This is a genomic window from Pedobacter sp. MR2016-19 (assembly GCF_014947265.1).
GTDB lineage: Bacteria > Bacteroidota > Bacteroidia > Sphingobacteriales > Sphingobacteriaceae > Pedobacter.
Genome location: NZ_JADCNK010000001.1, coordinates 132684 through 157913, shown reverse-complemented (window position 1 = coordinate 157913; position 25230 = coordinate 132684). Strand labels below are relative to the sequence as shown.

27 protein-coding genes are annotated in these 25230 nt (G+C 37.4%); 20 read left to right on the top strand and 7 right to left on the bottom strand.

The window, feature by feature from the left end; all coding sequences use genetic code 11:
- Positions 1 to 62 precede the first annotated feature (62 nt).
- Positions 63 to 899 (top strand): N-acetylmuramoyl-L-alanine amidase, encoded by an 837-nt coding sequence (locus tag IM793_RS00710; protein ID WP_193419278.1) that lies wholly within the window; start codon positions 63 to 65, stop codon positions 897 to 899.
- Positions 900 to 1053: 154 nt separating this feature from the next.
- On the opposite strand, the gene IM793_RS00705 is transcribed toward IM793_RS00710, so the two are convergent.
- Positions 1054 to 2709, bottom strand: a complete 1656-nt coding sequence (locus tag IM793_RS00705; RefSeq protein WP_193419277.1) for a glutamine--tRNA ligase/YqeY domain fusion protein — start codon at positions 2707 to 2709, stop codon at positions 1054 to 1056.
- A 116-nt stretch (positions 2710 to 2825) separates the two neighbouring features.
- Here IM793_RS00705 and IM793_RS00700 point away from each other — a divergent pair, with 116 nt between their 5' ends.
- The 7 genes from IM793_RS00700 (at position 2826) to IM793_RS00670 (ending at position 7899) form a co-directional block, all read left to right on the top strand.
- The gene (locus IM793_RS00700; protein ID WP_057930804.1) at positions 2826 to 3245 is read left to right on the top strand and encodes a cobalamin B12-binding domain-containing protein; all 420 of its coding nucleotides are present in this window, start codon (positions 2826 to 2828) and stop codon (positions 3243 to 3245) included.
- Positions 3246 to 3248: 3 nt separating this feature from the next.
- Positions 3249 to 4028, top strand: coding sequence for an enoyl-CoA hydratase/isomerase family protein (locus IM793_RS00695; RefSeq protein ID WP_193419276.1), 780 nt, complete (start codon positions 3249 to 3251; stop codon positions 4026 to 4028).
- 148 nt (positions 4029 to 4176) lie between these two features.
- Positions 4177 to 5592, top strand: coding sequence for a sigma-54 dependent transcriptional regulator (locus IM793_RS00690; RefSeq protein WP_193419275.1), 1416 nt, complete (start codon positions 4177 to 4179; stop codon positions 5590 to 5592).
- A gap of 64 nt (positions 5593 to 5656) precedes the next feature.
- Positions 5657 to 6706, top strand: a complete 1050-nt coding sequence (locus tag IM793_RS00685) for an AI-2E family transporter (protein ID WP_193419274.1) — start codon at positions 5657 to 5659, stop codon at positions 6704 to 6706.
- 70 nt (positions 6707 to 6776) lie between these two features.
- Positions 6777 to 7043: a YtxH domain-containing protein gene (locus IM793_RS00680; RefSeq protein ID WP_025142262.1), complete on the top strand. Its 267-nt coding sequence runs from the start codon at positions 6777 to 6779 to the stop codon at positions 7041 to 7043.
- Positions 7044 to 7097: 54 nt separating this feature from the next.
- Entirely contained in the window at positions 7098 to 7475 is a 378-nt protein-coding gene (locus IM793_RS00675) for a phage holin family protein (RefSeq protein ID WP_193419273.1), read from the top strand.
- Positions 7462 to 7899 (top strand): hypothetical protein, encoded by a 438-nt coding sequence (locus tag IM793_RS00670; protein ID WP_193419272.1) that lies wholly within the window; start codon positions 7462 to 7464, stop codon positions 7897 to 7899. Before IM793_RS00675 ends, IM793_RS00670 begins: the two co-directional genes overlap by 14 nt.
- 182 nt (positions 7900 to 8081) lie before the next feature.
- Here the strand turns inward: IM793_RS00670 and aspS are convergent, their stop codons facing one another.
- The 5 genes from aspS to IM793_RS00650 all read right to left on the bottom strand — a co-directional run bounded on the left by aspS (position 8082) and on the right by IM793_RS00650 (position 11430).
- Positions 8082 to 9827 (bottom strand): aspartate--tRNA ligase, encoded by a 1746-nt coding sequence (aspS, locus tag IM793_RS00665; protein ID WP_193419271.1) that lies wholly within the window; start codon positions 9825 to 9827, stop codon positions 8082 to 8084.
- 182 nt (positions 9828 to 10009) lie between these two features.
- Complete coding sequence (locus IM793_RS24740) at positions 10010 to 10159, bottom strand: hypothetical protein (protein WP_227256089.1); 150 nt, start codon at positions 10157 to 10159, stop codon at positions 10010 to 10012.
- 17 nt (positions 10160 to 10176) lie between these two features.
- On the bottom strand, positions 10177 to 10578 hold the full coding sequence (locus IM793_RS00660) for a Crp/Fnr family transcriptional regulator (RefSeq protein WP_227256088.1): 402 nt from the start codon (positions 10576 to 10578) through the stop codon (positions 10177 to 10179).
- Positions 10579 to 10608: 30 nt separating this feature from the next.
- Entirely contained in the window at positions 10609 to 10833 is a 225-nt protein-coding gene (locus IM793_RS00655; protein WP_193419270.1) for a DUF2798 domain-containing protein, read from the bottom strand.
- Positions 10834 to 11025: 192 nt separating this feature from the next.
- Entirely contained in the window at positions 11026 to 11430 is a 405-nt protein-coding gene (locus IM793_RS00650; protein ID WP_193419269.1) for a hypothetical protein, read from the bottom strand.
- Between the two features lie 436 nt (positions 11431 to 11866).
- Here IM793_RS00650 and IM793_RS00645 point away from each other — a divergent pair, with 436 nt between their 5' ends.
- From IM793_RS00645 to IM793_RS00615, 7 genes are all read left to right on the top strand, one after another.
- The gene (locus IM793_RS00645; RefSeq protein WP_227256087.1) at positions 11867 to 12316 is read left to right on the top strand and encodes a TM2 domain-containing protein; all 450 of its coding nucleotides are present in this window, start codon (positions 11867 to 11869) and stop codon (positions 12314 to 12316) included.
- 169 nt (positions 12317 to 12485) lie between these two features.
- Positions 12486 to 12644: a hypothetical protein gene (locus IM793_RS25075; RefSeq protein ID WP_370629751.1), complete on the top strand. Its 159-nt coding sequence runs from the start codon at positions 12486 to 12488 to the stop codon at positions 12642 to 12644.
- A complete protein-coding gene (locus tag IM793_RS00635; RefSeq protein WP_193419267.1) occupies positions 12637 to 13494 on the top strand; it encodes a hypothetical protein in 858 nt (285 codons plus the stop codon). Before IM793_RS25075 ends, IM793_RS00635 begins: the two co-directional genes overlap by 8 nt.
- Positions 13495 to 13870: 376 nt before the next feature.
- Positions 13871 to 14380 (top strand): RNA polymerase sigma factor, encoded by a 510-nt coding sequence (locus tag IM793_RS00630; RefSeq protein WP_370629744.1) that lies wholly within the window; start codon positions 13871 to 13873, stop codon positions 14378 to 14380.
- Positions 14373 to 14900 (top strand): hypothetical protein, encoded by a 528-nt coding sequence (locus tag IM793_RS00625; protein ID WP_227256086.1) that lies wholly within the window; start codon positions 14373 to 14375, stop codon positions 14898 to 14900. The genes IM793_RS00630 and IM793_RS00625 overlap by 8 nt, the downstream gene beginning before the upstream one ends.
- 155 nt (positions 14901 to 15055) lie before the next feature.
- The gene (locus tag IM793_RS00620; protein WP_227256085.1) at positions 15056 to 16342 is read left to right on the top strand and encodes a hypothetical protein; all 1287 of its coding nucleotides are present in this window, start codon (positions 15056 to 15058) and stop codon (positions 16340 to 16342) included.
- 68 nt (positions 16343 to 16410) lie between these two features.
- A complete protein-coding gene (locus IM793_RS00615; RefSeq protein WP_193419265.1) occupies positions 16411 to 16953 on the top strand; it encodes a peroxiredoxin in 543 nt (180 codons plus the stop codon).
- Positions 16954 to 16980: 27 nt separating this feature from the next.
- On the opposite strand, the gene IM793_RS00610 is transcribed toward IM793_RS00615, so the two are convergent.
- On the bottom strand, positions 16981 to 17871 hold the full coding sequence (locus IM793_RS00610; protein WP_193419264.1) for a bestrophin family protein: 891 nt from the start codon (positions 17869 to 17871) through the stop codon (positions 16981 to 16983).
- Positions 17872 to 18022: 151 nt separating this feature from the next.
- Between IM793_RS00610 and IM793_RS00605 the strand changes: the two genes are divergently transcribed.
- The 5 genes from IM793_RS00605 (at position 18023) to IM793_RS00585 (ending at position 25096) form a co-directional block, all read left to right on the top strand.
- Positions 18023 to 19546 carry an MFS transporter gene (locus IM793_RS00605; RefSeq protein ID WP_193419263.1) on the top strand — a complete coding sequence of 508 codons (1524 nt, stop codon included), beginning with the start codon at positions 18023 to 18025 and terminating at the stop codon, positions 19544 to 19546.
- An 11-nt stretch (positions 19547 to 19557) separates the two neighbouring features.
- Positions 19558 to 19809, top strand: a complete 252-nt coding sequence (locus IM793_RS00600; RefSeq protein ID WP_131029461.1) for a DUF6814 family protein — start codon at positions 19558 to 19560, stop codon at positions 19807 to 19809.
- A gap of 563 nt (positions 19810 to 20372) precedes the next feature.
- Complete coding sequence (locus tag IM793_RS00595) at positions 20373 to 21329, top strand: pectinesterase family protein (RefSeq protein ID WP_193419262.1); 957 nt, start codon at positions 20373 to 20375, stop codon at positions 21327 to 21329.
- Positions 21330 to 21488: 159 nt separating this feature from the next.
- The gene (locus IM793_RS00590; RefSeq protein WP_193419261.1) at positions 21489 to 23159 is read left to right on the top strand and encodes a glycoside hydrolase family 28 protein; all 1671 of its coding nucleotides are present in this window, start codon (positions 21489 to 21491) and stop codon (positions 23157 to 23159) included.
- A 5-nt stretch (positions 23160 to 23164) separates the two neighbouring features.
- Complete coding sequence (locus IM793_RS00585; protein ID WP_193419260.1) at positions 23165 to 25096, top strand: glycoside hydrolase family 88 protein; 1932 nt, start codon at positions 23165 to 23167, stop codon at positions 25094 to 25096.
- Positions 25097 to 25230: the final 134 nt, after the last annotated feature.

The following is a 25230-nucleotide window of genomic DNA, read 5'->3' as shown; positions in this document are numbered from 1 at the left end:
TTTGATGTATTGGAGGAAGTTTAACATAACTTTGTAACTTCGATTAGCTAACCGTTCAAGCCATGTTATTTTCCAAGTCATCAAAATCATTATCTATTTCCGCTTTTTCTCTGCTACTCATTTTATCTGCCTGCGGAAGCAGCAAATACGCTGCAACAGAAAAAATCTATAAGGAAAAGGCGAAAGATTTTTCGAAAATAATAAACAGTACGCCGCCTGTTGGTCAACTTTACGATTCTTTAGAAGCATCAAATCAGGAATGGATTGGTTCTGTAAATTTTGGGATACGTAAGCCAAATTTTGTGGTGATTCATCATACCGCTCAGGATAGTTTGGCACAAACTGTTAAAACGTTTTTTTCCACTAAAGCAGGTACCAGCGCACATTACGTAATTAGTCGTGATGGTAAAGTAGTGCATATGGTTAATGATTATTTACGTGCAAACCATGCTGGCGTGAGTAAATGGGGAAAAGATACCGACCTGAATTCTTCATCAATTGGTATTGAGCTGGATAATAATGGCTTAACAGATCCCTGGCCCGATGCTCAGATCAATAGCTTGTTAAAGTTGTTGGCGACTTTAAAGAAAACATACGGGATCCCTACTGCAAATTTTATTGGCCATGCTGATATTGCACCTAAACGTAAAAACGATCCAAAAAACTTCCCCTGGAAAAAACTGGCCGATAAAGGTTTTGGTTATTGGTATGATGATGTGCTGAAAAACCCACCAGTAGATTTTAATACCGAAATGGCGCTAAAATATATCGGTTATGATACGAGTAACCTGCCTGCTGCAATTACCGCTTTCAAAATCCATTTTATCCAGAGTGATATTACGCCAACTTTAACGCCAGTAGATATATTGGTACTGTATAATGTGTATACGAAGTATTAAAAGATGGAAAATGTAAGAGGGATGATGGAATTATCTGGCACTACAAGTCACCAATGACTAATGGCTAATGATCCAGTGAACTAACAAAAAAAGCACAGACAAATCACATTAATCTGTGTTCATCTGTGCCTATCTGTGGCCAAAAAAGCAAAAACTAGTTTGGCTTCTTAAATGTATCTTTTAGGGTTACTGTTCTATTGAAAACCAATTTATCTGCAGTAGAATCTTTATCTAAACAGAAATAACCTTTACGGATAAACTGGTAACGGCCATCTAAATCTGCATCAGCTAATGCTGGCTCGATATAAACATTAGGCAATACCGTTAAACTTTCAGGGTTTAAATAATCTTTAAAATCTCCTTCTTCAGCATCTGGTGTTTCTGAGGTAAATAAGCGATCATATAAACGGATTTCAGCAGTTTTGGCATGTGGAGCACTTACCCAATGGATGGTTCCTTTAACATTTACGCCGCTGGTATCGTTTCCGCTTTTCGATTCCGGAAGATAAGTACAACGGATTTCAGTAACGTTTCCGTTTTCATCTTTCACAAAATCTTCGCACTTAATAATATAGGCGAATTTTAAGCGTACCATTGCACCAGGAGCCAGGCGGAACCATTTTTTTGCCGGTACTTCCATAAAATCTTCGCGTTCTATCCAAAGTTCATTGCTGAAAGGGATTACACGTGTGCCACCACCATCTTCAGCCTCCGGATTGTTTTCGCCGATTAAATCTTCAGTTCCTTTTTCGTAATTCGTAATCACCAATTTAATCGGATCTAAAACTGCCATTACCCGGTTAGCCGTTTTATTTAAATCTTCACGGATACAAAATTCCAATAAACTTAGCTCAATTAAGTTTTCACGTTTGGCAATGCCAATACGTTCGCAAAACTCGCGGATGCTCTTTGGTGTAAAGCCTCTTCTACGCAAACCGCTAATGGTAGGCATGCGCGGATCGTCCCATCCATTTACTAAGTTTTCGTTAACCAGTTGAAGAAGCTTGCGTTTACTCATTACCGTGCTGGTAAGATTTAAACGGGCAAATTCATATTGTTTTGAAGGGAAAATATCTAATTGTTCGATAAACCAATCGTACAGTTCACGGTGTGAAACATATTCCAGTGTACAGATAGAGTGCGTGATGTTTTCGATGCTATCACTTTGTCCATGAGCAAAATCGTACATTGGATAAATGCACCATTTGTTGCCTGTACGGTGATGTTCGGCATGTTTGATACGATAGATAATCGGATCGCGCATTAACATATTTGGACTCGCCATATCTATTTTTGCTCTCAAAATATAAGCACCATCAGGAAATTCGCCATTTTTCATTTTCGTAAAAAGGTCTAAATTTTCTTCAATGCTGCGGTTACGATATGGGCTGTCTTGTCCCGGTTCAGTTGGCGTACCTTTTAAGGCTGCAATTTCATCTGCAGCGCTTTCATCAACATAAGCCAAACCTTTTTCGATCAGTTTAACAGCAAAACCATATAACTCATCAAAATAATCTGAGGCATATAATTCATTTTTCCAGTTAAAACCCAACCACCTGATATCTTCCTGCTGACTGTTTACATATTCTGTTTTTTCGGTAACCGGATTGGTATCGTCAAAACGCAGATTGGTATAGCCGCCGTATTTTTGTGTTAGTCCGAAATTTAAGCATATTGCTTTCGCGTGGCCGATGTGTAAATAACCATTAGGTTCAGGCGGGAAACGCGTAACCAAAGTTTCATACTTACCACTATTTAAGTCGTTCTCAACAATTTCTTCAATAAAGTTCAATGACTTTTCTTCACTCATAAAAACCTGTAAATTAGGAATGCAAATGTAAAAAGATTAGTCCAATTCTACTTGTTTTAGTTAATGATTAATTTGAGAGCCAAAATTGATACATTTACATCAACTTAATATGAATGATGAGCAAAGTATTAAATCGGCCTATCCGCGTTTTAGTAGCTAAAGTTGGATTGGATGGCCATGACAGAGGGGCCAAAGTAATCGCAACATCCTTAAGAGATGCCGGCATGGAAGTAATTTATACCGGCCTGCGCCAAACACCAGAAATGGTGGTGAATACAGCGCTTCAGGAGGATGTTGATGCCATCGGGATTTCTATCCTATCGGGAGCACACATGACGGTTTTTCCAAAGATTATTCATTTTATGAAAGAAAAACAATTAGATGATGTGTTGTTAACCGGCGGAGGGATTATCCCTGAGGCAGATCGGTTAAAGCTGGCCGACATGGGTGTTGGAGAGCTATTTCCTCCAGGTACAACAATGGCCAGTATTGTAGAATATATTCAGAATTGGGTTACAGAAAACAGAAATTTTTAAGCTATGGCATACCAGAATTTAATCTCAGAAATAAAAGAAAACATTTTATACGTTACTATCAATCGCGAAAGGGCGTTAAATGCCTTAAATAAAGAAACTTTGGCTGAACTGGCAGATGTAATTGCTTACGCAGGTAAAACCGAACAGATAAGAGGCGTTATTTTAACAGGGGCAGGTGATAAGGCTTTTGTTGCAGGAGCTGATATTAAAGAGTTCTCTGATTATAGCGGTAAACAGGGAGAAGATTTAGCAAAACTTGGTCACGATCAGGTTTTTAATGCCATTGAAAATTCTCCAAAGCCATTTATTGCAGCCATAAATGGATTTGCTTTAGGTGGAGGATTGGAGTTGGCAATGGCATGCCACATGCGCATTGCATCAGATCATGCGAAATTAGGGCTGCCGGAAGTTACTTTAGGGTTGATCCCTGGTTATGGTGGTACCCAGCGCCTCACCCAATTGGTTGGAAAAGGTAAAGCAATAGAAATGATTACGACCGCAAACATGATTACTGCTTCAGTGGCAGAAAAAATAGGTCTTGTAAATTACGTTGTTTCACAGGCTGATCTGATTAGCAAGGCTGAAGAAATACTAAATGCGATTAAGCAACGTGCACCGCTGGCCGTTTCGGCCGCAATAAAAGCTGTTGTCGCAGCTGTGAATAACAACAATGGCTATGCTACCGAAATTGAAGAATTTGGTAAATGTTTTGAAACAGCCGATTTTAAGGAGGGCGTAACGGCGTTTGTTGAAAAGAGAAAAGCAAATTTTTCTGGAAAGTAGTATCGATGTAGTATTAATTTTACTTTTTGCATCACAAAAATGTTGCAAAAGCTTTTCAATGCAAATTTTTTTGAGTAATTTGTTATTTAATTATTAACCCTTGTGTATTTATCGCTGCATATGGGTTTTCATAATAACAACGCTGCTCATGAAAAAGATACTCATTGTTGACGATGAAATTAGCCTAGGCTTATTGCTTTCCAAATTTTTAACTAAAAAAGGATTTCAGGTTTCGAATGTAACAACAGGTAAAAAGGCTTTACAAGCCCTTGAAAAAGAGCATTTCGATTTGGTATTGTGTGATTATCGCTTGGATGATACAGATGGAAAAGAGATTTTAATCCACATTAAGGAGAACTATTCAAACACGGGTGTGATTATTATTACAGGTTACTCGGATATTAAACTTGCAGTAGAATTGATAAAACTTGGGGCTTATGATTATATTGTTAAGCCGCTCTACCCGGATGAAATTTTAAATACCATAAATAAAGCCCTGGAAACCCAGGGAACACTAAAATCACCTAAAAATTTTGAAGGTATTAGTGGCAATGTCATTTCCGATGCGCTAAATTGCCCGGAGTATATAAATGGAGAGAGCAACGCCTCAGCCTTATTGCTGAAACAAATCCAGCTCATCGCGAAAACAGGCTATACCGTTATTTTAACGGGGAAAAGTGGGACAGGGAAAGAATGCGTTGCTAAAACCATTCACTTAAATAGTTCGCGTAGCGAAAAGCCTTTCATCGCTATGGATTGCGGCTCTTTAACCAAAGATTTAGCTGCCAGTGAATTTTTTGGACACGAGAAAGGAGCATTTACCGGAGCAGCTTTTACTAAAATTGGTCACTTTGAGCAAGCTAACGGTGGTACATTATTTCTTGATGAGATCGGTAATTTGTCTTATGAGATCCAGGCAACTTTACTCAGGGCGGTTCAGGAGCGGAAAATAAAGCGCATTGGAAGTACAAAGGAAATTGATCTGGATGTGCGGCTTATTGTAGCTACAAATGAAAATTTAGAGGAAGCGATTTTAAAGGGTGCATTCAGGGAAGATTTATACCACCGCTTTAATGAATTTTCTATACATGTTCCATCATTGAAACACCGGGATAATGATATCCTTATTTTTGCCGGGCACTTTCTGGCCACAGTAAACAAAGAGCTGAATAAGAATATTAAAGGCTTTTCTGATGAAGTGAAGAAATGTTTACTAGCATACAATTGGCCAGGTAATGTACGCGAGCTGAAGAATGTAATCAGGCGAATTGCTTTATTAACTGATGGTGATTGCATAGAAACTCATGTTTTACCGTTGGAGCTTGGAAGGACTGATTATGCAAAAACACCGCACGAAAAAAAAGCGCCTTTTTTGCCGTTAACATTAAATCATGATCAAGCCCTTAATTTACGAAATGCTGCCAAAGAAGCAGAATATTCTGCTATTTTAGAAGTGCTAAAAGCGGTTAATTTTAATAAAACCAAAGCGGCAAAAATTTTAAATATCGACAGAAAAACATTATATAATAAAATCAGATTTATTGAGATTGGTGATGGGCAATAAATTTTAAATTAGAAAAACAAAATTAGCCATTTCAGCATTTAAAGATTAATCTTATTGCCTAACAATGTCAGTATTCTCTTATAAACAACGCAATAACATCAACCTGGTTATTATTATTGCGCTTGGGGTGTTAATTGCATATTCCTTGCAAAGTATTTTTAGTGCCATTTTAAGTACTTTGGTGCTTTATACGATAATGAGGCCAGCCTATGTTCATTTGGCAGAAAATAAGGGCTGGAACAAAAGAGTTACGGCCATTTTTCTCATCACCATCTCTATCATACTTATTGTAATGCCTTTTTATGCATTAAGTAGTATGGTTATTAGCAAAATTTCAGAACTGAGAAACAATGAGGTTTTTTTTAAGAATCTACTGGTTAAATTACAACACCTCATTCCGGTTAAAATTAACCAGGATGTTATTCAAGATGGATTAAACCGTTTGGGAAATTGGGCTACTCAGCTTTTTCCGTCTTTAATATCGAGTGCAGTAAATATTATATTAAGCTTGCTTGTGATGTACTTTTTACTCTACTTTATGTTAATAGAGCGAGAAAGATTCGAGTTTTCATTGATCAAATATGCGCCATTCAGGGAGCAGAATGCCCTTCGTTTTGGCGATGAAATGAGAAATACAACTTATGCGAATGTATTGGGGCAAGGTCTGATCTGCCTTGTTCAAGGTTCGCTTTTGAGCCTCTCTTTTTATGTTTTGGGTTATAAAGACCCGGTATTTTGGGGCGTAATTACAACATTTATTTCTTTTGTACCTGTTCTAGGTCCCCCTGTTGTATTTGTTCCTGCTGCGATATTGCAGATTGCAAATGGGAATAATTTTGCTGGATGGGCCATGCTTGTTTTTGGTTTTGTAGTCATTATCAATATCGATAATGTGCTAAGGTTTATTATTGCAAAAAAAGTTGGCAATATTCACCCTATAATTACAGTAATTGGCGTAATTATTGGTATCCCTTTATTCGGAATATTGGGACTTGTATTTGGTCCGCTACTGTTATCTTATTTTATATTGCTTGTCAAGATTTACGAAACCAGTACGCTTGCATCAGAAAGATTGGAAAGAATTAAAACAAATGATGAGCATAGTGAGTTATAATATAGCTTAACAATAAATAATGTAGTAGCTTTATATTGTACATAATTGTTAACCCTTAAATAAATTGATTATGAATGATAACTCAAAAGTTGTAGTTGCGCTTTTAGCAGGATTAGCTGCCGGTGCAGCCTTAGGAATTTTATTCGCACCGGATAAAGGTGATGAAACCCGCGATAAACTAAGCCAATCTTTAAAAGATCTGGGCGATTCTATCAAAGACAAAGCTGCAGACGAGATTAATAATCTGGCTAGCCTGAAAGACAAAGTAGTAAGCTCGATTAAAACCAAATTGAGAAGCGTAGAAGAAGAATACAGCGACGACGTAGAGCACGCTTAATAAATAAATATTGCATAGCTGGGCATTTTTGCCCGGCTAAATCTCATCTGAATTATGCAGGAGAATAAAGATAAAAGTATTGAAGATCTTGTAGACGATGCCAAGGGCTTTTTAGACGCCAGAGTAGAGTACACCAGGCTTTATATTGTAGAAAAAGCATCCAAAATTTTTGCTGATTTGGTAACCAGTACTGCTGTTATTGTTTGCTTTATTTTAGCCTTTTTATTTGGCTCTGTAACTTTGGCCTTGTATTTATCAGACCTTTTAGGTAGTTATGCTGGAGGCTTTGGCTGTGTTTCCTTTTTTTATATTTTACTGGCTATAATTGTTTATTTAACCAAAGACAAATACATTGAAAAAGCAATTATCAATGTAGCGATTAGAAAATACTTTGATAAACTTGCAGATAAGGAGGAAGATGAGAAGCTATAAAGAAATCCGAAACTTAGAAGACCTGCAGGCTAGAAAATTAGAACTTAAGGTTGAGTACACGCTTAAGCAGAATATGCTTAAATCGGATACAAAAACTTTCTTTAAGCAGTTTACGCTTGGTGCATTAATTAAGCGTTATGCCACCCCCAATAATCTATTCAAAGCAGACGAAAAATTAAATATCAGTGGCACGGCAATGTCATTGCTTTTGCCTATGGTGATAAATAAAACCATTTTCAGAGGTGCTGGGTTTTTAACAAAAGCAGCTGTAGGATTGATTTCAGGCAAAGTAGGTAAATCATTGGATGCAGAACATTTGTCAGCCATTTTTAACTCGGTTAAAGGTTGGTTTGGCAAAAAGAAAGAAAAAAAGGACAAGAAGTTTATCGATTATGGCATCCCGCCAGATAGTGAAACGTATTAGTTCAAAGGTTCATTAGCCATTGGTTCATTCGTTTAGCAAAGCGTAAAAATGATATCATAACAAAGCCTCAGGATTCCAAATCCTGAGGCTTTGTTTGTTTATTGGACATGTAACACATAGGCTTGTGAGTCATGCTATTCTACTCCATGACCAATGAACGAATGACCAGTGAACTAATTAATCTACAAATCAGTCTTAATTTTCAATTCTTTCAATTGTTTCTCATCAATTGTACTCGGACTATCAATCATTACATCTCTTCCAGAGTTGTTTTTAGGGAAAGCAATCACATCGCGGATAGAATCCAAACCAGCAAAAATTGAAGTCAGGCGGTCGAAACCAAAAGCGATTCCGCCATGTGGAGGTGCACCAAATTCGAAAGCATCCATTAAGAAACCAAATTGTTTTTGTGCTTCTTCTGCACTGAAGCCTAAATGTTTAAACATTAAAGCCTGCAATGTCCTATCGTGAATACGGATCGATCCGCCACCAACTTCAGTGCCATTAATTACCATATCATAAGCATTGGCCCGTACGTTTTTAGGATCGGTATCTAATAAGGCAATATCTTCAGGTTTTGGCGAAGTGAACGGGTGGTGCATAGCATGGTAACGCTCTGTTTCTTCATCCCATTCTAAAAGTGGGAAATCTAATACCCAAAGGGCAGAAAATGTATTTTTATCGCGTAAACCTAAACGGTTACCCATTTCTAAACGAAGCTCGTTTAACTGTTTACGCACTTTATCGGTAGAGCCTGCTAAGATCAGTAATAAATCGCCTTTTTCTGTGCCAAAAGCTTCGCTCCATTGTTTAAGATCTTCTTCGTTAAAGAATTTATCTACCGATGATTTAATGGCTCCGTCTTCGTTGTGACGGGCATAAATTAAACCTGTAGCACCAATCTGAGGGCGTTTAATAAAATCGGTTAATTCATCTAATTGTTTACGGGTATAGCTTGCCGCGCCTTTTGTATTGATCCCCACTACCAGTTCGGCATTATCGAAAACGGGAAATCCTTTTCCTTTAACCAGATCATTAAGTTCTACAAACTGCATGGCAAAACGGGTATCAGGCTTATCAGAGCCATATAAACGCATTGCATCTGCATATTGCATACGTGGTACTTCTGGTAAGTCATAATTACGCACTTCTTTAAACAAAGTACGGATCAGGCCTTCAAAAGTGTTTAATATATCTTCTTGTTCGATGAAAGACATTTCACAATCAATCTGTGTAAACTCAGGCTGACGGTCGGCCCTTAAATCTTCATCTCTGAAACATTTTACAATCTGGAAGTAACGGTCAAAACCCGAAACCATCAACAATTGTTTAAAGGTTTGCGGCGATTGAGGTAAAGCATAAAACTCACCTTCATTCATGCGGCTAGGTACCACGAAATCCCTGGCACCTTCTGGTGTTGATTTAATTAAAACAGGGGTTTCTACCTCAATAAAATCTAAAGCATCTAAATAACGGCGAACCGATTGTGCCATTTTATGACGTAAAACCAGGTTATTACGAACCGGATTACGACGTAAATCCAGATAACGGTATTTCATGCGCAACTCATCGCCTCCATCGGTTTCATCATCGATCATAAACGGAGGTAATTTTGCTGCATTTAAAATCTCTAACGCAGAAATTTTTATCTCCACATCACCAGTTGCCATTTTAGGGTTCTTGTTGCTTCTTTCTACAACCGTACCAATTGCTTTGATTACAAACTCCCGGCCCAATGTACGTGCAGTTTCGCAAAGCGCTTTATTATCGTCCATGTTAAAAACCAACTGGGTAATACCATAACGATCGCGGATGTCGATAAAAGTCATACCGCCCAAATCTCTTGATTTTTGTACCCAACCACATAACGTAACACTTTCGCCTAAGTTATTTAGGTTTAATGCACCACAAGTTACTGTTCTTAACATATATATAATCTAAATTGAGCGGCAAAAATACCGATTTTGTTTTAAAGTTTAGGATAGAAGATTTAAGGAAATTTTGTGCTAATGATTTTATTATTTTTTTGACCACAAAGACGCAAAGATCACAAAGAGACAGGTAAGTTAACAAACCTGCTAATGCTTAAAAAATACTATCCTTGAATAAACTATGCTTTTGACTTCAATCTACTCAACGTTTCCTGAGAAATATTCAGATAAGAGGCAACCATTTTGTTTGGCATACGCATCACCACACCTGGGTTTTGGGCGAGCAGCTGGCGGTAACGTTCAGTGGCATCGAGCGTAATAAACGACATTAAGCGGTTGGTGTTGGTTACATACGCATATTCAAGGTAATGGCGGTAGAGTTTTTCCCATTCGGGGATGATTTTAAGCAAGTGGTAAAATCGTTTTGCCAGATGTAATACAGTTCAGTGTTTTCTATGGCCTGCACAAACTCCTTGGAACTTTGGCTGGTAATAAAACTGACCAAAGCCGTAGCAAACTGGTTTTCGAAAGCAAAATGCCTGGTGGCTTCGGTACCTCCTTCGGTTAGGAAAAAAATGCGCAAACAGCCTTTACCAACAAAATAAATCCGTTGGCTTGTTTCGCCAGGACTAATCAGGATTTCGTTTTTCTTTACCTGCATGGTTTTGAAAAAGGAGAATACAATCTCCAAATTTTCATCGCTGATGATAATTTTGCCTCTGATATAAGCGGAAAGCTGTTTATGCATTTAATTTAGGCTTAATCAAATGTAACATGTTTAGCTTTTAGAAGCGATCTTTTCGGCCAGTTTCCGCGCATTGGGAATAATGATAAAGGCCGCAAAATAGGCTACAGGTAGCATAATACTCCATGCTTTTAAGAATTTGATAAACCAGTCTTCGCCAAAACCATAATTGCGCATTAACCCTACAAATGCCATAATTAAGGTCATCGGAATCACCACGAAAAGCGTGTTGATGTATTTGAAATGTTCTTTTTTCATTTTTGATTTGTTTAATTTTATAATGTTGCAAAGGTGCAGCGATTAAAAATCTTAAACTTTGATGTAGGTCAAAAAAGGAGATAATGTTAGATCTGTGACCTGATGAAATACTTTGAATGTTAGTCTGCCTGCCGAAATGTTGCATTTTCAGGATAACAATTCTATATTTATGGTGCTCGCTATTTATTTGTTTTAATATTTCTCCTCCAGCACAATTTCAAGAGCGATTACCTTCCATTCGCCTTTAATGTTTTTCCAGTGGTATATTTCTTCTGTCTGGATGGTCTGCTTTTTAGAAAAAACAAGCATTTTAGGTTTTAAAAGAACAGATTTACGGGCAATTTTTTCGGTAAAAACTTCATCTTCCATAGATGATTTTATCCGGTAATAACTGGAATGGATTTCTTTAATTCCACTAAAATATTTTTTTAAATCGATGGTAAAATCGCGTTTGTTTATGGTTGGTTTTTCAAAAGGAGTGAAGCTTAAGCCATCATCAAACATCTCGGTATAAGCCGTAACATCTTTGCTTTCTAGCGCCTGATTTTCTTTTTGGTGTAGCTCGTTAATTGCTGAAAGGATTAAATCGGTTTCCATAAGATAAATTTAGAACCTGTTTAAAAATAAATGATAAATAAGATTTTTGCTTGTTGAAAAGTTAATAAAATGGTCATCACTTATCGGCCAAATACATACTAATTGTGAGTCACTACAAACTCAATTTAGTATAAAAACTTATCCGACAAATTTAAGCAATAACCGAGGGGCAATTTATAAAAAAGACCTTACAACTAGATGAACGGAAGCAAAAACATAATTTACGGTTTATTTGGAATGCTATTTATTATCTGGTTAAAATAGGATTTAAACTGACATACAAAGATAGATGGGATAAAAGATTTTTGCATGGTTCGATAATGATAGAAGGTTATGCAAAAATTACGAATACTGCTTGAATCAAATCACTAAAAAAATAGTTGTTATTAAAATTTAATTATTGTTAATTTGAGGAACCATTCAAATTAAGTAAATTATGCTTTCAAAAATTAAAACCTCAATGGTGGTTTTGGCTATCGCCTTAATCACTGTGCCCTCGGCTTGGGCTGCCTTCCCGGTAAACACAACAAAAACAGTAAAAACTCAATCTGGGGTTGTATCTCAAAAGTTGACTGACACTGAAACTGGCATTTCCAGTGAAGTTAAATCCAACGAAAAGAAAGCAGCTAAAGTTGCAAAGAAAGAAATTAAACAAAGCTTTTGGAAAAAACTTCGTAATGGAGGTAAAAGCCAACTTATTGCTTTGTTATTAGTAATTCTTGTTGGTGCGCTTGGTATCCACCGTTTTTACTTAGGATACACATGGCAGGGTATTGTTCAATTACTAACCTTAGGTGGTTGCGGTATTTGGGCGCTAATAGACCTTGTCAGAATTGCCACAGGTAATTTAGAGCCAAAAGATGGGCCTTATGACGAAACTTTATAAGTTTTTCGATAGTTCATTATTTATAACAACCAAAGCAATTGTTTTGGTTGTTATTCCTTTAATTTTATTTTTACTACCCAGGAGTTTTTTTGATAAAGGACAAAGTTTATGTTTATTTACACTACTAACCGGAGAGAATTGTTTTGGTTGTGGAATGACGCGAGCTTGTATGCATATTATACATCTAGATTTTTTAGGTGCTGCAAATTTTAATAAAGTTGCCTTTATAGTTTTTCCAATAATTTCCATTTTGTATTTACAGTATTTGTTTGAAACATTTAAGCAAACAAATATTTACAAAATCTTTTTTTACAAAAAAAATGCGTAGAATAATTTTTCTTGTCTTCTTAAGTTTCTATTGTAGTTTTTCATTTGCTCAAAATTTTAATAATGTCAAATATATCGGGGTAATTCGAGTTAATGATATTGGATCTTTTGCATACGAAATTAACATAACTGTAAATGATAATAAAATCACCGGAACAACCATTACCACCACGGGAAATAATAATGAAACAAAAGCAAATTTAAGTGGTGAAGTTTCAAAAAATGGAAGTCTTTTTAAGTTTTCTGAACACAAAATAATTGAAACTGATATAAAGAATAAAAAGACAACATTTTGTTTTGTTAACGCTGTTTTAAACAAAAAGACAAAAGGCAAAATAGATGTGTTGGATGGTAAATTTATTGGCAAAGATGAAAAAGGTGAAGTTTGTGCTACCGGTAAGATTTACTTAGTTCGCAAGAGTGCTATAATGGCTGATTCTGTAAATATGACACAGTTCATAAAAAAGGTTAGCGATACTCTTGAAAACATAAAAAAGAGCCAAAATACAATAACAGAATTGTCTATAACTGAAGTAAATAAAATTATTTGCGTTGGTAAAAAAGTCCGTATCCGCTTTTACGATGGAAATATTGATGATAATGATGAAATTGATATCGTTTATCATGATAAAAGTATTGTAGAAAAATATGTGATTAACCGTACTGGCAGAACTTTCAATTTTACAATCGAAGATGGCAAAGAAAATTTAATTATAGTTAATACGCACAATACAGGTTATTCAGGACTTAATACTGTTAATATTGATGTAGAAATTAGCCCGTATCAAATAAAGACGTACAGGTTTGAAGCATCAGCCAGAAAATCTATTAAAATTAAATTGGTTAATTAATTTCTTTATGCCATTCTTGTAAATTGCTAAATTCTCAGGTATAAATCATATCTGTCAATTTACTTGGATAAAGATTTATATTTTAAAGTATATACCAAATATTGATTCCAGTAACCGTGACTTTTCTTGTAATTTGAAAAAGACCTTATTTTAATCTTTCATTAGAATAAACAGCCTCACTTTGTTCAATTAATAGTTGTTTTCGCATTAGCGAGGAATACCCCATTTGATGGTTGCCTTGGTTAATTTAGAAGTTATATAACTTTTTTTCTACCTTGATGCAACGTTTTAAAATCCCTTATGTCTTATAATCAGAATATTCGAAATTTTGGAAGCCGTATACATCGATAAAAATCTTGAACTCGTAAAAAAATGCATGCAGGGCAGCCGCGCAGCACAGTTTGAATTGTATAAACTGTATGCAAAGGCCATGTATAATGTGGCACTGCGTATTTTAAATTACGAGGAAGAGGCGGAAGACGTTTTACAGGAAGCATTTTTAGATGCGTTTACCAGAATTGTTGATTTTAGGCAGGAAACAACCTTCGGGCTTTGGCTAAAGCAGATCGTGATCAACAAATCTATTAATTACCTGCGTAAGCGCAAGATGGAATTTGTAAGTACAGACGAAATATCGGAGGTACCTGATGAAGATAGTTTTGAAGAAAGTGAAATGCAGTTGCAGGCTGAGGAAATAAGAATAGCCATCACCCAATTGCCAGATGGTTACAGGGTTGTATTGAGTTTATACCTTTTAGAAGGTTATGACCATGAAGAGATTGCACACATTTTAAAAATAAGTGAAAACACCAGCCGTACACAGTACATGCGGGCTAAAAAGAAGTTAAAAAGTATTTTAGAAACGAAAGGGATGAGAGATGAATAATAGATTAGAAACTTTTGTAAAAGAAAACCGTAAAGCTTTCGATATCATGGAGCCATCGGCAGAACTTTGGGCAAAGATTGAACAAGGTTTAGACAATAAGAAGAAAAAAAAACCGGTAAAACTGTATTTATGGATGAATGCAGCAGCAGCTATCGTAGTGGTTTTCGGTTTAGCTTGGTTGTACGTAGGGAAATCACAAAACAAAGATTTAGAAATAGCCGACGTTAGTAGCTCATATGCCAAAAAAGACGTTCATTTTGCTGGTTTAATTACCGAAAAAAGAGACAGTCTGGCTATTTTTGCCTCAGCAAATCCGGAACTTTATAAAAAATTTACGGCTGATTTGAGAAAGCTTGACGAAGATTACGAAAGGTTAAAAGCAGAGCTGCCAACCTCGCCCAATCAAACTTTTGTGGTAAAGGCCATGGTAAAAAACCGTGAAATACAATTGCAATTATTAAAACAACAATTATTGATTATTAACCAGGTTGACGATTACAAAAGAGTTAACCAGATTTAAGCTAAAAGCAGCAAAAACAAAATTATAGTAATAACAGAATCTGTCTTGATACCCGATTCAAATAACTTGATACTAAGAGGGGAACGCTCACTACATCGAAAGCTTATGGCCAGCCGGCAGGTTTTAAGTGCATAGGTGTTTAAACAATTAAAAACATGAAAACAATAAGAATATTTTTAGCCATTATGGCTTTAATTGCCGTAAAAACAAATGCGCAAGAAGGGGTGGTAAATAGTCCATCAGAGAAAGTGATTGTAGAAAATGTAGAAAAATCATCGATGGTAGCGATGGTTAATACTTCAAGGTATAAACAAACGGGGGGCGATGCCGAACGTTCAAAATCTTTTAGCAAGAGTTTTAATGTAGACAATAACGACAAGATTAATTTAAACAATCAATACGGATCGATCACTATTAAAACCTGGGACAAAAAAGAAGTACGTGTTGATGTAGATATTAAAGCTTACAGCAGTTCGGATAATGATGCGCAAAAACTGATTGATGGGATAAGTATTGATGCGACTAAAAACGGTGACGTAGTTACTTTCAGAACGAATATGGGTGATAGAAACGGACGTTATGGCCGTGGGGTGAAAAATGGAGTAACCACCTGGCGGAGGGAAGTAAAAGTAAACTATGTGGTGTATATGCCTGCAGTAAATCCATTAACGGTTTCACAAGAATATGGTAATGTAGAATTGGGTAATTTTGCCGGCCCTACATCTTTAAAAGTAGAATATGGAAACTTGGTGGCTGGCAATTTAAGCAACGTAAATAACTACATCAATGTTCAATATGGTAAATGCGATATCCAGGATATGAATGCTGCAGTGGTAAAACATGAATATAATGGCCCGGTAACCATTGGCGCTGTGGGTACGTTACAGCTTGACGCAGAGTATGTTGCTGTAAATATCAATACGATCAGGAAATCTGCTGATATTAAAGTACAATACGGCAAGGGTTTAACCATTGGCACTATTGGGGGAAACCTTCTTTTAAATGCAGAATATGCCAAAGTAAACATCAACACGGTTAAAGGCAATACGGTTGTTAAACAGTCCTATGGCGATTTAAATATTGCATCAGCGGGTAAAATTGCGGTTAAAGCAGAATATTCGAACGTTACTCTAGGCTCAATTAATGGTGATGCAAATATCAACATGGATTATAACCGTTTAAATGTGAGCGAAATTACCCCAGCCTGTAGAAACTTCACCTTTGGAGGCGAATATGTAAGTGTTGGTTTGGGCTTTGCAGATCGTTATAATGGAAATTTTAATGTTTCCACTTCGTATGCCGGCTTTAAATATGGCTCAAACGTAACATCAAACTTGGTAAGTAAAGATGATGAAACTAAAAAATATTCGGGCAAGATTGGTAGCGGTGGTGCTGCAAACGTATCCATCAAAACTGAATATGGTTCCGTTACCTTTAAATAAGATTTTCTAAACCAAACAAATGTTAAAGTCCTGCCGTATTGGTGGGACTTTTTTTATATTTAGGGCTAATGAAAACCTACTTTGTTCTGCTGTTCTCTGTTTTTTCTTTTACAGCATTGGCGCAAGATGCCCCGGTTAAATGGGCCACGCAGGAAACTTTCTTCGAAGATTTAATTGGTACAGACTTACCCTCATTTAATGGTTTAACCATCAATAAAAAGCCTTTCTCCAATGCCGACTTAAAAAACCAGGTAGTGGTCATTAACTTTTGGTTCGAAAAATGCCCGCCTTGCATAACTGAAATGCCAGAATTAAATAATTTGGTGTCCAAATATGGCAAAAAAGGTGTAAGGTTTATCGGCATTACCCATGATGCCCCTGCCAGTGCCAGGCGATTTCAAAAACGGAACGGTTACAAATACGAAATTGTATCATTGAGTAAAGACGAGATTAGAAAACTAAACATTAACCATGGTTTTCCATCGAATGTATTGGTTGGAAAGGATGGAAAGATTATTTATGCCACAGCCAATATTTCTTTTTCTGACCCACAGTTCAAAGCAAAGTCGATGCTTTTTGAGGAGAAATTAAAAATGGAGTTAAACAATTAGTTGGAATTATGGAAGCTCCCAAATCGCTTAAAGCACATATTCGTTATTTATAGGTTTAACAGGCTCGGGAATTTCGTCTTCTTCGAGCATTTGCAAAAGATTGATCTCTATTGTCCTGGTAATTTGGTTAAGCGGAACACCTGCCGAATTGTTTTCGAAAGGGTTAACCAGGCTCATCCCATTAATCTGCGTGGATACAAATACAAAACCGATTAACCAGCCTAAAAATATGGCTGCAGGCCCTGCATCCTGACTGATTACGAGGGTAAATGTTACCACAAATAACCAGATAAATACTTTAGTAAGGTAGGAATAAGTAGTAGGGAATATGGTGTTTTTAATGCGTTCGCTCATACCCATAGAATCGGAAAATCGTGTAAGCATCTCATTGATCTCAATAAAACGGAAACCATCAATAGCATTTGCTTTCGATAATTTTTGCAAATCTCTCGATTGAATATTTAAAATGGCATTATGTGTATTGTTGTGTTTACCAATTTCTTTTAAATCTGCCTCAGATAGATATTTGGTGTAAATTTCATCTACCGTTCCCCTTAAATTGGCCTTTAAAGCATATAAAAAAGCAATGTGCCTGCAAACCATCCTTTTTACACTTTCATCATCTTCATCGACATAGTTAATCAAAGCCCTGGCAAAGGAGCGGGAATCATTTACCAATGCTCCCCATATTTTACGGGCCTCCCACCACCTATCGTAAGCCTGATTATTGTTAAATCCAATGAAAAAAGCGATAGCTGTACCTAAAACCGTTGGAATAATGGATGGAATGGAGAAATGATGGGCAATTAAATACTCGCGTACAAAGTAAGCCGCAGTACATGAAGCAATCATGATCAGATCAATACGCCACGTATTTCTTAAAATTCTACTTAATCTGATGTTTTGTATTAAAAGCATATAATCTTATGGAAAATAAATTCGTTACGGATGAAAATACAAAACTAAAGCCGAAATGTTTGGTAATGTAACAAATTAAATGACAAATGGTACAGGTTGCCAATTGTCATTCAAATGTTTATCTTGGGAAACCAAATATTCTAAATCACTTATGAGCGACACTTTACCCAGGAACAATATCTTTAAAGTTATCGGTGCATCATCTTTAGGTACTCTGATTGAATGGTATGATTTTTATATTTTTGGTAGCCTTGCGGTTATCATTGGCTATCAGCTGTTTCCGGAAGATGCTGGTGCATCAGCACTAATTAACACCTTGGCTATTTTTGCAGCTGGTTTTATTGTTCGCCCATTTGGCGCATTGGTTTTTGGCAGGCTCGGCGATTTAATCGGCCGGAAATATACTTTTTTGCTCACTTTGGTGCTGATGGGCGGCTCGACATTTTTTATCGGTTTAATTCCCTCTTATAAAAGTATTGGTTATGCTGCGCCCATTTTGGTTTTAATATTAAGGTTAATCCAGGGTTTGGCTTTGGGTGGCGAATATGGTGGCGCGGCAACTTATGTAGCAGAACATGCGCCGAAAAATAAACGCGGGTTTTTTACCAGCTGGATCCAAACTACTGCAACATTGGGTTTGTTTCTTTCGCTGGGGATTATCGTTATTACGAAAAATATTTTAGGCGCAGAAACTTTTGGCGATTGGGGTTGGAGAATTCCTTTTCTATTATCAATTGTACTGGTGGTAGTTTCGATCTACATCCGCATGAAAATGCACGAATCTCCGATGTTTTCTAAATTGAAGGCCGAAGGAAATATCTCAAAAAATCCACTTAAAGAAAGCTTTAACAATAAAGCGAATTTTAAAATGGTGCTCCTGGCACTGTTTGGCGCTACTATGGGGCAAGGAGTAATCTGGTACACTGGTCAATTTTATGCACAATCGTTTTTAGAGAATACCTGTAAGCTGGATTTTAACGATTCGAGGTATATTTTGCTTTGGGGAATCGCTTTTGCCACACCATTTTTTGTGGTATTTGGCGCCTGGAGTGATAAGGTTGGCCGGAAATGGATCATGTTAAGTGGTATGCTTTTAGGTATTCTTTTTTATCGTCCCATCTATCAGCTGTTTTTAGATGATACCGATTATACTAAAATTGAACAGGCTGATATTTTATCTACTAGGCCGGCTCCGGTAACTTCTCTTTTAATTGCGAATTCAACCGATAGTTTACGAACGGTTTCTACTAAAGTAATGCTTAGAAGTGGTGCTTCCTTTAACAGGGTGCAAACCGATACGATTTCTACAACAAAAGGGATTCTTTTAGGCAAAGAAGTAATAAAAGACAAAGTTTTACCTACTCCAGTATTCTGGAAATTTGTTGGCTTAATCTTCTTCCAGATTTTGCTCGTAACCATGGTTTATGGGCCAATTGCTGCTTTCCTGGTAGAGTTATTCCCGACTAAAATCAGGTACACCTCTATGTCGCTGCCTTATCATATCGGTAACGGTGTTTTTGGTGGGTTAGTACCCTTTATTGCAACGCTAATTGCAAGCTTTTCTGGCTCCACACCATTATCAGGCCTTTGGTATCCGATAGGTATAGCGGCATTGAGCCTGGTTATTGGCACCATTTATTTATCGAATAAAAGAGACGAAAATATTAACGACTAGATACGAAGAAGATGAATACGTTAAAGAAATTTTTAGGATTGGTTTGGATGGTTTTAGGGCCATTAACAATGACTTTTTTGTTTATCCAGGCAATTGATAAAGTGGGCTTGACCCATACAGATATCGAGCGTACCAATACCATTCTGCAATGGGCAATTATCCTATTTATTTTCCTCCCAATTAGTTTAGGGTTGATGATATTTGGCTTTTATGCATGGAAAGGTGAGTACGATCGCCTGCCAGAAAGTTCTGAAGAATTATAGTTTTTAAATTGTAATACATTTCGAATTTGTCACGTTGAGCGTTCCGATGAATCGGAACAGGTCGTCGAAATGCTTTGTAAGATATTTAAAACTGGTCCTTCGACAAGCTACCATAGGCAGACTCCAATAGAATGGTAGTCATCTCGACCGGAGCAACGCGCAGTGGAGAGATCTTTGGACTAAGTTATTGAAATCTAATTTAAAAGATTTCTCCACTGCGGTCGAAATGACGATATTTCGAGACCATTCAACTTCTTTATCCATCTGTCCATTCATATTGATTTTTATATAATAAATTATCCCTTCAGGACGACAATTCTATATTTATGAGACAGCCTCATTTAGCCTTCTGGGTTATCAACAAGATTAACCTTTTTTATTTTCAGGCAAGCTGATACCTTGCAATCGTTCCCGACATCGTTTGCAACATTTAATCTGCTGAAAACTTCTTCCGCTTCGATATTAATGTTTAAAATTGTTCATCATATATTTTAAAACACGGCTGCGTTACAAAGTTTATACTTTTACGTGGCCGATTTTAATTTAAGCCTGACCAAATTAATATGAAAGCAATCATCCTATTCTTACTGACAAGCATTTCATCAGCAGTTTATGCCCTGGATGTTAAACCCGATTTTGTGGTCGCTGCCGATGGAAGTGGAAATTTTAAAACTGTGCAGGAGGCGATCCACGCTGTGCCGGATTTCAGGAATAAAACAACCATAATTTTCATTAAAAAAGGTATTTATAAAGAAAAACTGGTATTGGCGGCCTCTAAAAAGAATGTAAAGTTTATTGGTGAGAGCTTAAACGAAACCATTTTAACCTATGATGATTATGCACAGAAGAAAAATATTTTTGGCGAAGAAAAAGGTACTTCGGGTTCATCAAGCTTTTACATTTATGGCGAAGGCTTTTCTGCTGAGAACATCACTTTCGAAAACTCATCTGGTCCGGTGGGGCAGGCAGTGGCCGTTTGGGCCGGCGGCGATAAACTGATTTTCACCAACTGCCGATTTTTGGGTTTCCAGGATACGCTTTATACCTATGGCGGCAATAACCGCCAGTATTATAAAAATTGTTACATCGAAGGTACGGTCGATTTTATTTTCGGGGCTTCGACAGCCTGGTTTGAAAGTTGCACTATTTTCTGCAAAAAGGCGGGTTATATTACAGCTGCTTCAACTGCTGATACCACAAAATATGGTTACGTACTCAACAAATGTAAAATCAAGGGAGATGCCCCTGCCAATAGTTTTTACCTGGGCCGCCCCTGGAGACCTTATGCTAAAGTTGTTTACCTCAATTGCGAACTGCCTGATTTTATCCACCCCGCTGGTTGGAACAACTGGGAGAAAGAAAGTAATGAGAAAACGGCTTATTATGCAGAATATAAAAGCACGGGGAAAGGCAGCGATCCTAAAAACAGAGTAAAATGGGCGCACCAATTAACTGATAATGAGTATAAGGACTACATTTTGGAAAACGTTTTCCATGGATGGAATCCAGAGGTGAAATAAGGAGTGTAACATGTTGGTATACAGGTTTTAAATTTGTTTTTAAAGATGTTTTTTTGCCTCGTTTTCCGGTAACGATTGCATAGATTTCTCTTCTGTTTTAAGTGCAAACAACGTACACTTGTTATTACGATAACCAAGTATAATTTAACAGCGCAAATAATGAAACATATTTCTGGTCGTTTATGCCATATAAAAGTAGCTCTCGCATGCTTAATTTTATTTTCTGCAACTGCTATGGCTCAACAAAAGCAAAGCTTACCCATTATTCAGCAGGTTAAATTTAAAAAAGATACCACGAGCATTGTTAGTTTCGGGGCAAAAGGTGATGGCATTACCTTAAATACCGAAAGCATTAATAAAACCATTGCCAGCGTTAGCCAAAAAGGCGGAGGTGTGGTATTAATTCCCTCAGGTTTGTGGTTAACTGGTCCTATCGAGTTAAAAAGTAATGTTAACCTGCATTTAAAGCGCGATGCCATTCTTCAGTTTACGGCCGATTTTAACCAGTATAAACTCGTTCAGGGAAATTGGGAAGGTCAGCCTGCATGGCGAAACCAGAGCCCGATTTCGGGTATAAACCTCGAAAATATTGCCATTACCGGAAGCGGGATCATTGATGGCAACGGTGGTGCCTGGCGCATGGTTAAAAAAGATAAACTTACCGAAACACAGTGGAAAACCCTGGTTGCCTCTGGTGGTATAGTGAAGGCCGATGGAAAAATGTGGTACCCTTCAGAGAAAACTGTTAAGGGTTCGAATACTAAAAATGCAGGCGTAATTGAAGCTGGAAAAACAGCAGCAGATTATGAAGATATTAAAGATTTTCTCCGTCCGAACTTATTGGTGCTAACAGGTTGTAAAAAAATTCTTTTAGAAGGTGTTACCTTTCAGAATTCGCCAGCTTGGAATTTACACCCTTTGCTTTGCGAGGATTTAACCTTAAGAAATTTACAAGTGAAAAATCCCTGGTTTGCACAGAACGGGGATGGCGTTGATGTAGAATCGTGCAAAAACGTATTGATTGAAGGCAGCACTTTCGATGTGGGAGATGATGGCATCTGCATTAAATCTGGTCGCGATGAAGCTGGCCGTAAACGAGGCGTGCCTACAGAAAATGTAATTGTAAGAAATAATATAGTTTATCATGCGCATGGCGGTTTTGTAATCGGTAGCGAAATGAGCGGTGGTGCAAAAAATATCTGGGTGTACGATTGTTCATTTATCGGTACCGATATTGGTCTGCGTTTTAAAACCACCCGCGGCCGTGGCGGCGTGGTAGAAAATATTTATATCAACAACATCAATATGATCGATATTCCTGGTGAAGCCATTTTGTTCGATATGTATTATGCTGCGGTGGATCCGGTTCCTTTGGCTGGCGAAAAACGTGAAGCCATTAAAACGGTTACTGTTCCTGTTACTGAAGCTACTCCGCAGTTCAGAAACTTTTATATTAAAGATGTAGTAGCCAATGGCGCCGAAAAGGCAATATTTTTCAGGGGATTACCAGAGATGAATATCAAAGATGTGCATCTGGAAAACGTAACTATAAAAGCTAAGAAGGGTATCGAAATTATTGAGGCAACAGGAATTTTCCTGAAAAACGTAAACGTAATTACTGATAATACCAGTCCGGTGGTGATGATCCAGAACGGTTCTAATATCAACATCACCAACCTCAGCTATCCAACGAACAGCAAAGTTTTATTTGATGTTTCGGGCGAAAAATCAAAAGGGGTAAAAATTAGCGGAACGGATGTTTCTAAAGCGAAAACAGCTTCTGTCTTAGGTACTGAGGTAGATAAAAAAGCACTGGAAATTTCAAAATAATAAAAATGAAGAGATCAATTTTATATACAGCGGCTGCCCTCATCGGTTTTTCCATTTTATCACAAAGTGGATTTGCTCAAAAGAAATTATCAGAACAGTTAACCTTAACTGCGATGGAAACACTTTGGCAGGATACTACCGTTTTAAAAGGACCAAAGGGGCCGAGATGGTCCTATGATATGGGGGTGGTTTTGGAAGGCGCAGCAGCAGTTTGGCGCAATACCGGCGATGGGAAATATTTCAAATACATCCAAAGTTCGATGGATGCTTATCTGGATAAAGAAGGCAACATCACTACCTATAAACCAGATGATTTTAATATTGATAACATTAAAAATGGTCGTGCTTTATTGTTATTGTACAAAGTTACCGGACAGCAGAAATACCTGTTAGCAGCAACTAAATTATACGATCAGCTGCAAAAACAGCCACGTACCAAAGAAGGTGGTTTTTGGCATAAGAAAATATATCCAAACCAAATGTGGCTGGATGGTTTATACATGGGTGAGCCATTCTATGCAGAATACGCCAAGCTGATGAAAAAAGATGCTGCTTTCGATGATATTGCCAAACAGTTTATCCTCATGGAAAAAAAAACCCGTGATGCTAAAACAGGTTTGCTTTACCATGGCTATGATGAAAGCAGAACCGAACAATGGGCGGATAAAACAACCGGGCGATCACCAAACTTTTGGGCTAGGGCAATGGGCTGGTACATCATGGCTTTGGTAGATGTGTTGGATAATTTTCCGGCCGATCATCCACAACGAAAAGAATTACTGGCTATTTTAAACCGTACGGCAACAGTGGCGGTAAAATACCAGGATCCGAAATCGGGTGTTTGGTTTGATATTTTGGACATGCCTGCCCGTAAAGGGAATTACCTGGAAAGTTCGGCATCGGGCATGTTTGTATATGGTTTAGCCAAAGGCGTACGTAAGGGCTGGCTGGCACCATCATTTATGGCTGCAGCTAATAAAGGTTATGCAGGCTTGAAGAAAGAATTTATAGAAAAAGCAGGCGATGAAAGGGTAAACCTCACTAAAACCGTTTCCGTATCTGGTTTGGGCGGAAAACCTAAATATCGCGACGGTAGCTTTGATTATTACATCAGTGAAAAAGTAATCACCAACGACCCTAAAGGAATGGGTGCATTTGTGTGTGCCGCTGCCGAAATGGAAGTCGATCAGCTGCCAAAACATGGAAAAGGTTTAACGGTTACGGTTGATAATTTCTTCAACAACGAATATATGAACGGTCCAACCGGAGATAAAATCCCTTTCCATTACCTTTGGGAAGAAGATGATAACAACGGATTCTCTTTATTCGGTAAAGTATTTAATGATGCAGGTGTAAAAACCAGGACGCTTAAAACTGCGCCAACAACTTCAAATTTAAAAGGAACTAACATTTACATTATTGTAGATCCTGATACCGAAAAGGAAACAGCAAACCCGAATTTCATGAATGCTGCCCATGCGAAACAGATCAGTGATTGGGTAAAAGCAGGTGGCGTTTTGGTCCTGCTATTAAACGATGTGGGTAACTGCGAAATTTCGAAATTTAATGTGTTGCCTGAAACCTTTGGGATTCATTTTAATGAAGATAGCCGCAATAAAGTTCAGGGCGCAAATTTTGAACAGGGTGCAATAAAAATCCCGGCAGGGAATTCTATTTTCAAGACGGCCAAAAAGGTATACATCAAAGAAATTTCTACCATTGTAGCGAAAAATCCCGCTGTTTCTGCTTTAACCGATAAAGGAGATGTGATTGTTGCTACTGCAAAATATGGCAGGGGAACTGTTTTCGCAGTGGGCGATCCCTGGTTTTATAATGAATATATCGACGGGAGAAAATTACCTGCTGAATTTGAAAATTTTAAGGCTACGAATGATTTGGTGAACTGGCTGATTAAACAGGTGCCAGGGAAGAAGTAGGTTTTAACCACAGATGAAAAGGATGAACACAGATAAATAATTAGCCAGGGAAGACGCTGGCAGAGCGATGGAAAAAATATCTAATGGTCTGTGTGGACACAGACCACGGAATGGAGACACGAACCATGGCGAAT

Coding starts and splice junctions, on each gene's coding strand:
- IM793_RS00710 (WP_193419278.1), top strand. CDS start 63: ATGTTATTTTCCAAGTCATCAAAATCATTATCTATTTCCGCTTTTTCT.
- IM793_RS00705 (WP_193419277.1), bottom strand. CDS start 2,709: ATGAGTGAAGAAAAGTCATTGAACTTTATTGAAGAAATTGTTGAGAAC.
- IM793_RS00700 (WP_057930804.1), top strand. CDS start 2,826: ATGAGCAAAGTATTAAATCGGCCTATCCGCGTTTTAGTAGCTAAAGTT.
- IM793_RS00695 (WP_193419276.1), top strand. CDS start 3,249: ATGGCATACCAGAATTTAATCTCAGAAATAAAAGAAAACATTTTATAC.
- IM793_RS00690 (WP_193419275.1), top strand. CDS start 4,177: ATGAAAAAGATACTCATTGTTGACGATGAAATTAGCCTAGGCTTATTG.
- IM793_RS00685 (WP_193419274.1), top strand. CDS start 5,657: ATGTCAGTATTCTCTTATAAACAACGCAATAACATCAACCTGGTTATT.
- IM793_RS00680 (WP_025142262.1), top strand. CDS start 6,777: ATGAATGATAACTCAAAAGTTGTAGTTGCGCTTTTAGCAGGATTAGCT.
- IM793_RS00675 (WP_193419273.1), top strand. CDS start 7,098: ATGCAGGAGAATAAAGATAAAAGTATTGAAGATCTTGTAGACGATGCC.
- IM793_RS00670 (WP_193419272.1), top strand. CDS start 7,462: ATGAGAAGCTATAAAGAAATCCGAAACTTAGAAGACCTGCAGGCTAGA.
- aspS (WP_193419271.1), bottom strand. CDS start 9,827: ATGTTAAGAACAGTAACTTGTGGTGCATTAAACCTAAATAACTTAGGC.
- IM793_RS24740 (WP_227256089.1), bottom strand. CDS start 10,159: ATGTCGTTTATTACGCTCGATGCCACTGAACGTTACCGCCAGCTGCTC.
- IM793_RS00660 (WP_227256088.1), bottom strand. CDS start 10,578: ATGCATAAACAGCTTTCCGCTTATATCAGAGGCAAAATTATCATCAGC.
- IM793_RS00655 (WP_193419270.1), bottom strand. CDS start 10,833: ATGAAAAAAGAACATTTCAAATACATCAACACGCTTTTCGTGGTGATT.
- IM793_RS00650 (WP_193419269.1), bottom strand. CDS start 11,430: ATGGAAACCGATTTAATCCTTTCAGCAATTAACGAGCTACACCAAAAA.
- IM793_RS00645 (WP_227256087.1), top strand. CDS start 11,867: ATGCTTTCAAAAATTAAAACCTCAATGGTGGTTTTGGCTATCGCCTTA.
- IM793_RS25075 (WP_370629751.1), top strand. CDS start 12,486: ATGCATATTATACATCTAGATTTTTTAGGTGCTGCAAATTTTAATAAA.
- IM793_RS00635 (WP_193419267.1), top strand. CDS start 12,637: ATGCGTAGAATAATTTTTCTTGTCTTCTTAAGTTTCTATTGTAGTTTT.
- IM793_RS00630 (WP_370629744.1), top strand. CDS start 13,871: ATGCAGGGCAGCCGCGCAGCACAGTTTGAATTGTATAAACTGTATGCA.
- IM793_RS00625 (WP_227256086.1), top strand. CDS start 14,373: ATGAATAATAGATTAGAAACTTTTGTAAAAGAAAACCGTAAAGCTTTC.
- IM793_RS00620 (WP_227256085.1), top strand. CDS start 15,056: ATGAAAACAATAAGAATATTTTTAGCCATTATGGCTTTAATTGCCGTA.
- IM793_RS00615 (WP_193419265.1), top strand. CDS start 16,411: ATGAAAACCTACTTTGTTCTGCTGTTCTCTGTTTTTTCTTTTACAGCA.
- IM793_RS00610 (WP_193419264.1), bottom strand. CDS start 17,871: ATGCTTTTAATACAAAACATCAGATTAAGTAGAATTTTAAGAAATACG.
- IM793_RS00605 (WP_193419263.1), top strand. CDS start 18,023: ATGAGCGACACTTTACCCAGGAACAATATCTTTAAAGTTATCGGTGCA.
- IM793_RS00600 (WP_131029461.1), top strand. CDS start 19,558: ATGAATACGTTAAAGAAATTTTTAGGATTGGTTTGGATGGTTTTAGGG.
- IM793_RS00595 (WP_193419262.1), top strand. CDS start 20,373: ATGAAAGCAATCATCCTATTCTTACTGACAAGCATTTCATCAGCAGTT.
- IM793_RS00590 (WP_193419261.1), top strand. CDS start 21,489: ATGAAACATATTTCTGGTCGTTTATGCCATATAAAAGTAGCTCTCGCA.
- IM793_RS00585 (WP_193419260.1), top strand. CDS start 23,165: ATGAAGAGATCAATTTTATATACAGCGGCTGCCCTCATCGGTTTTTCC.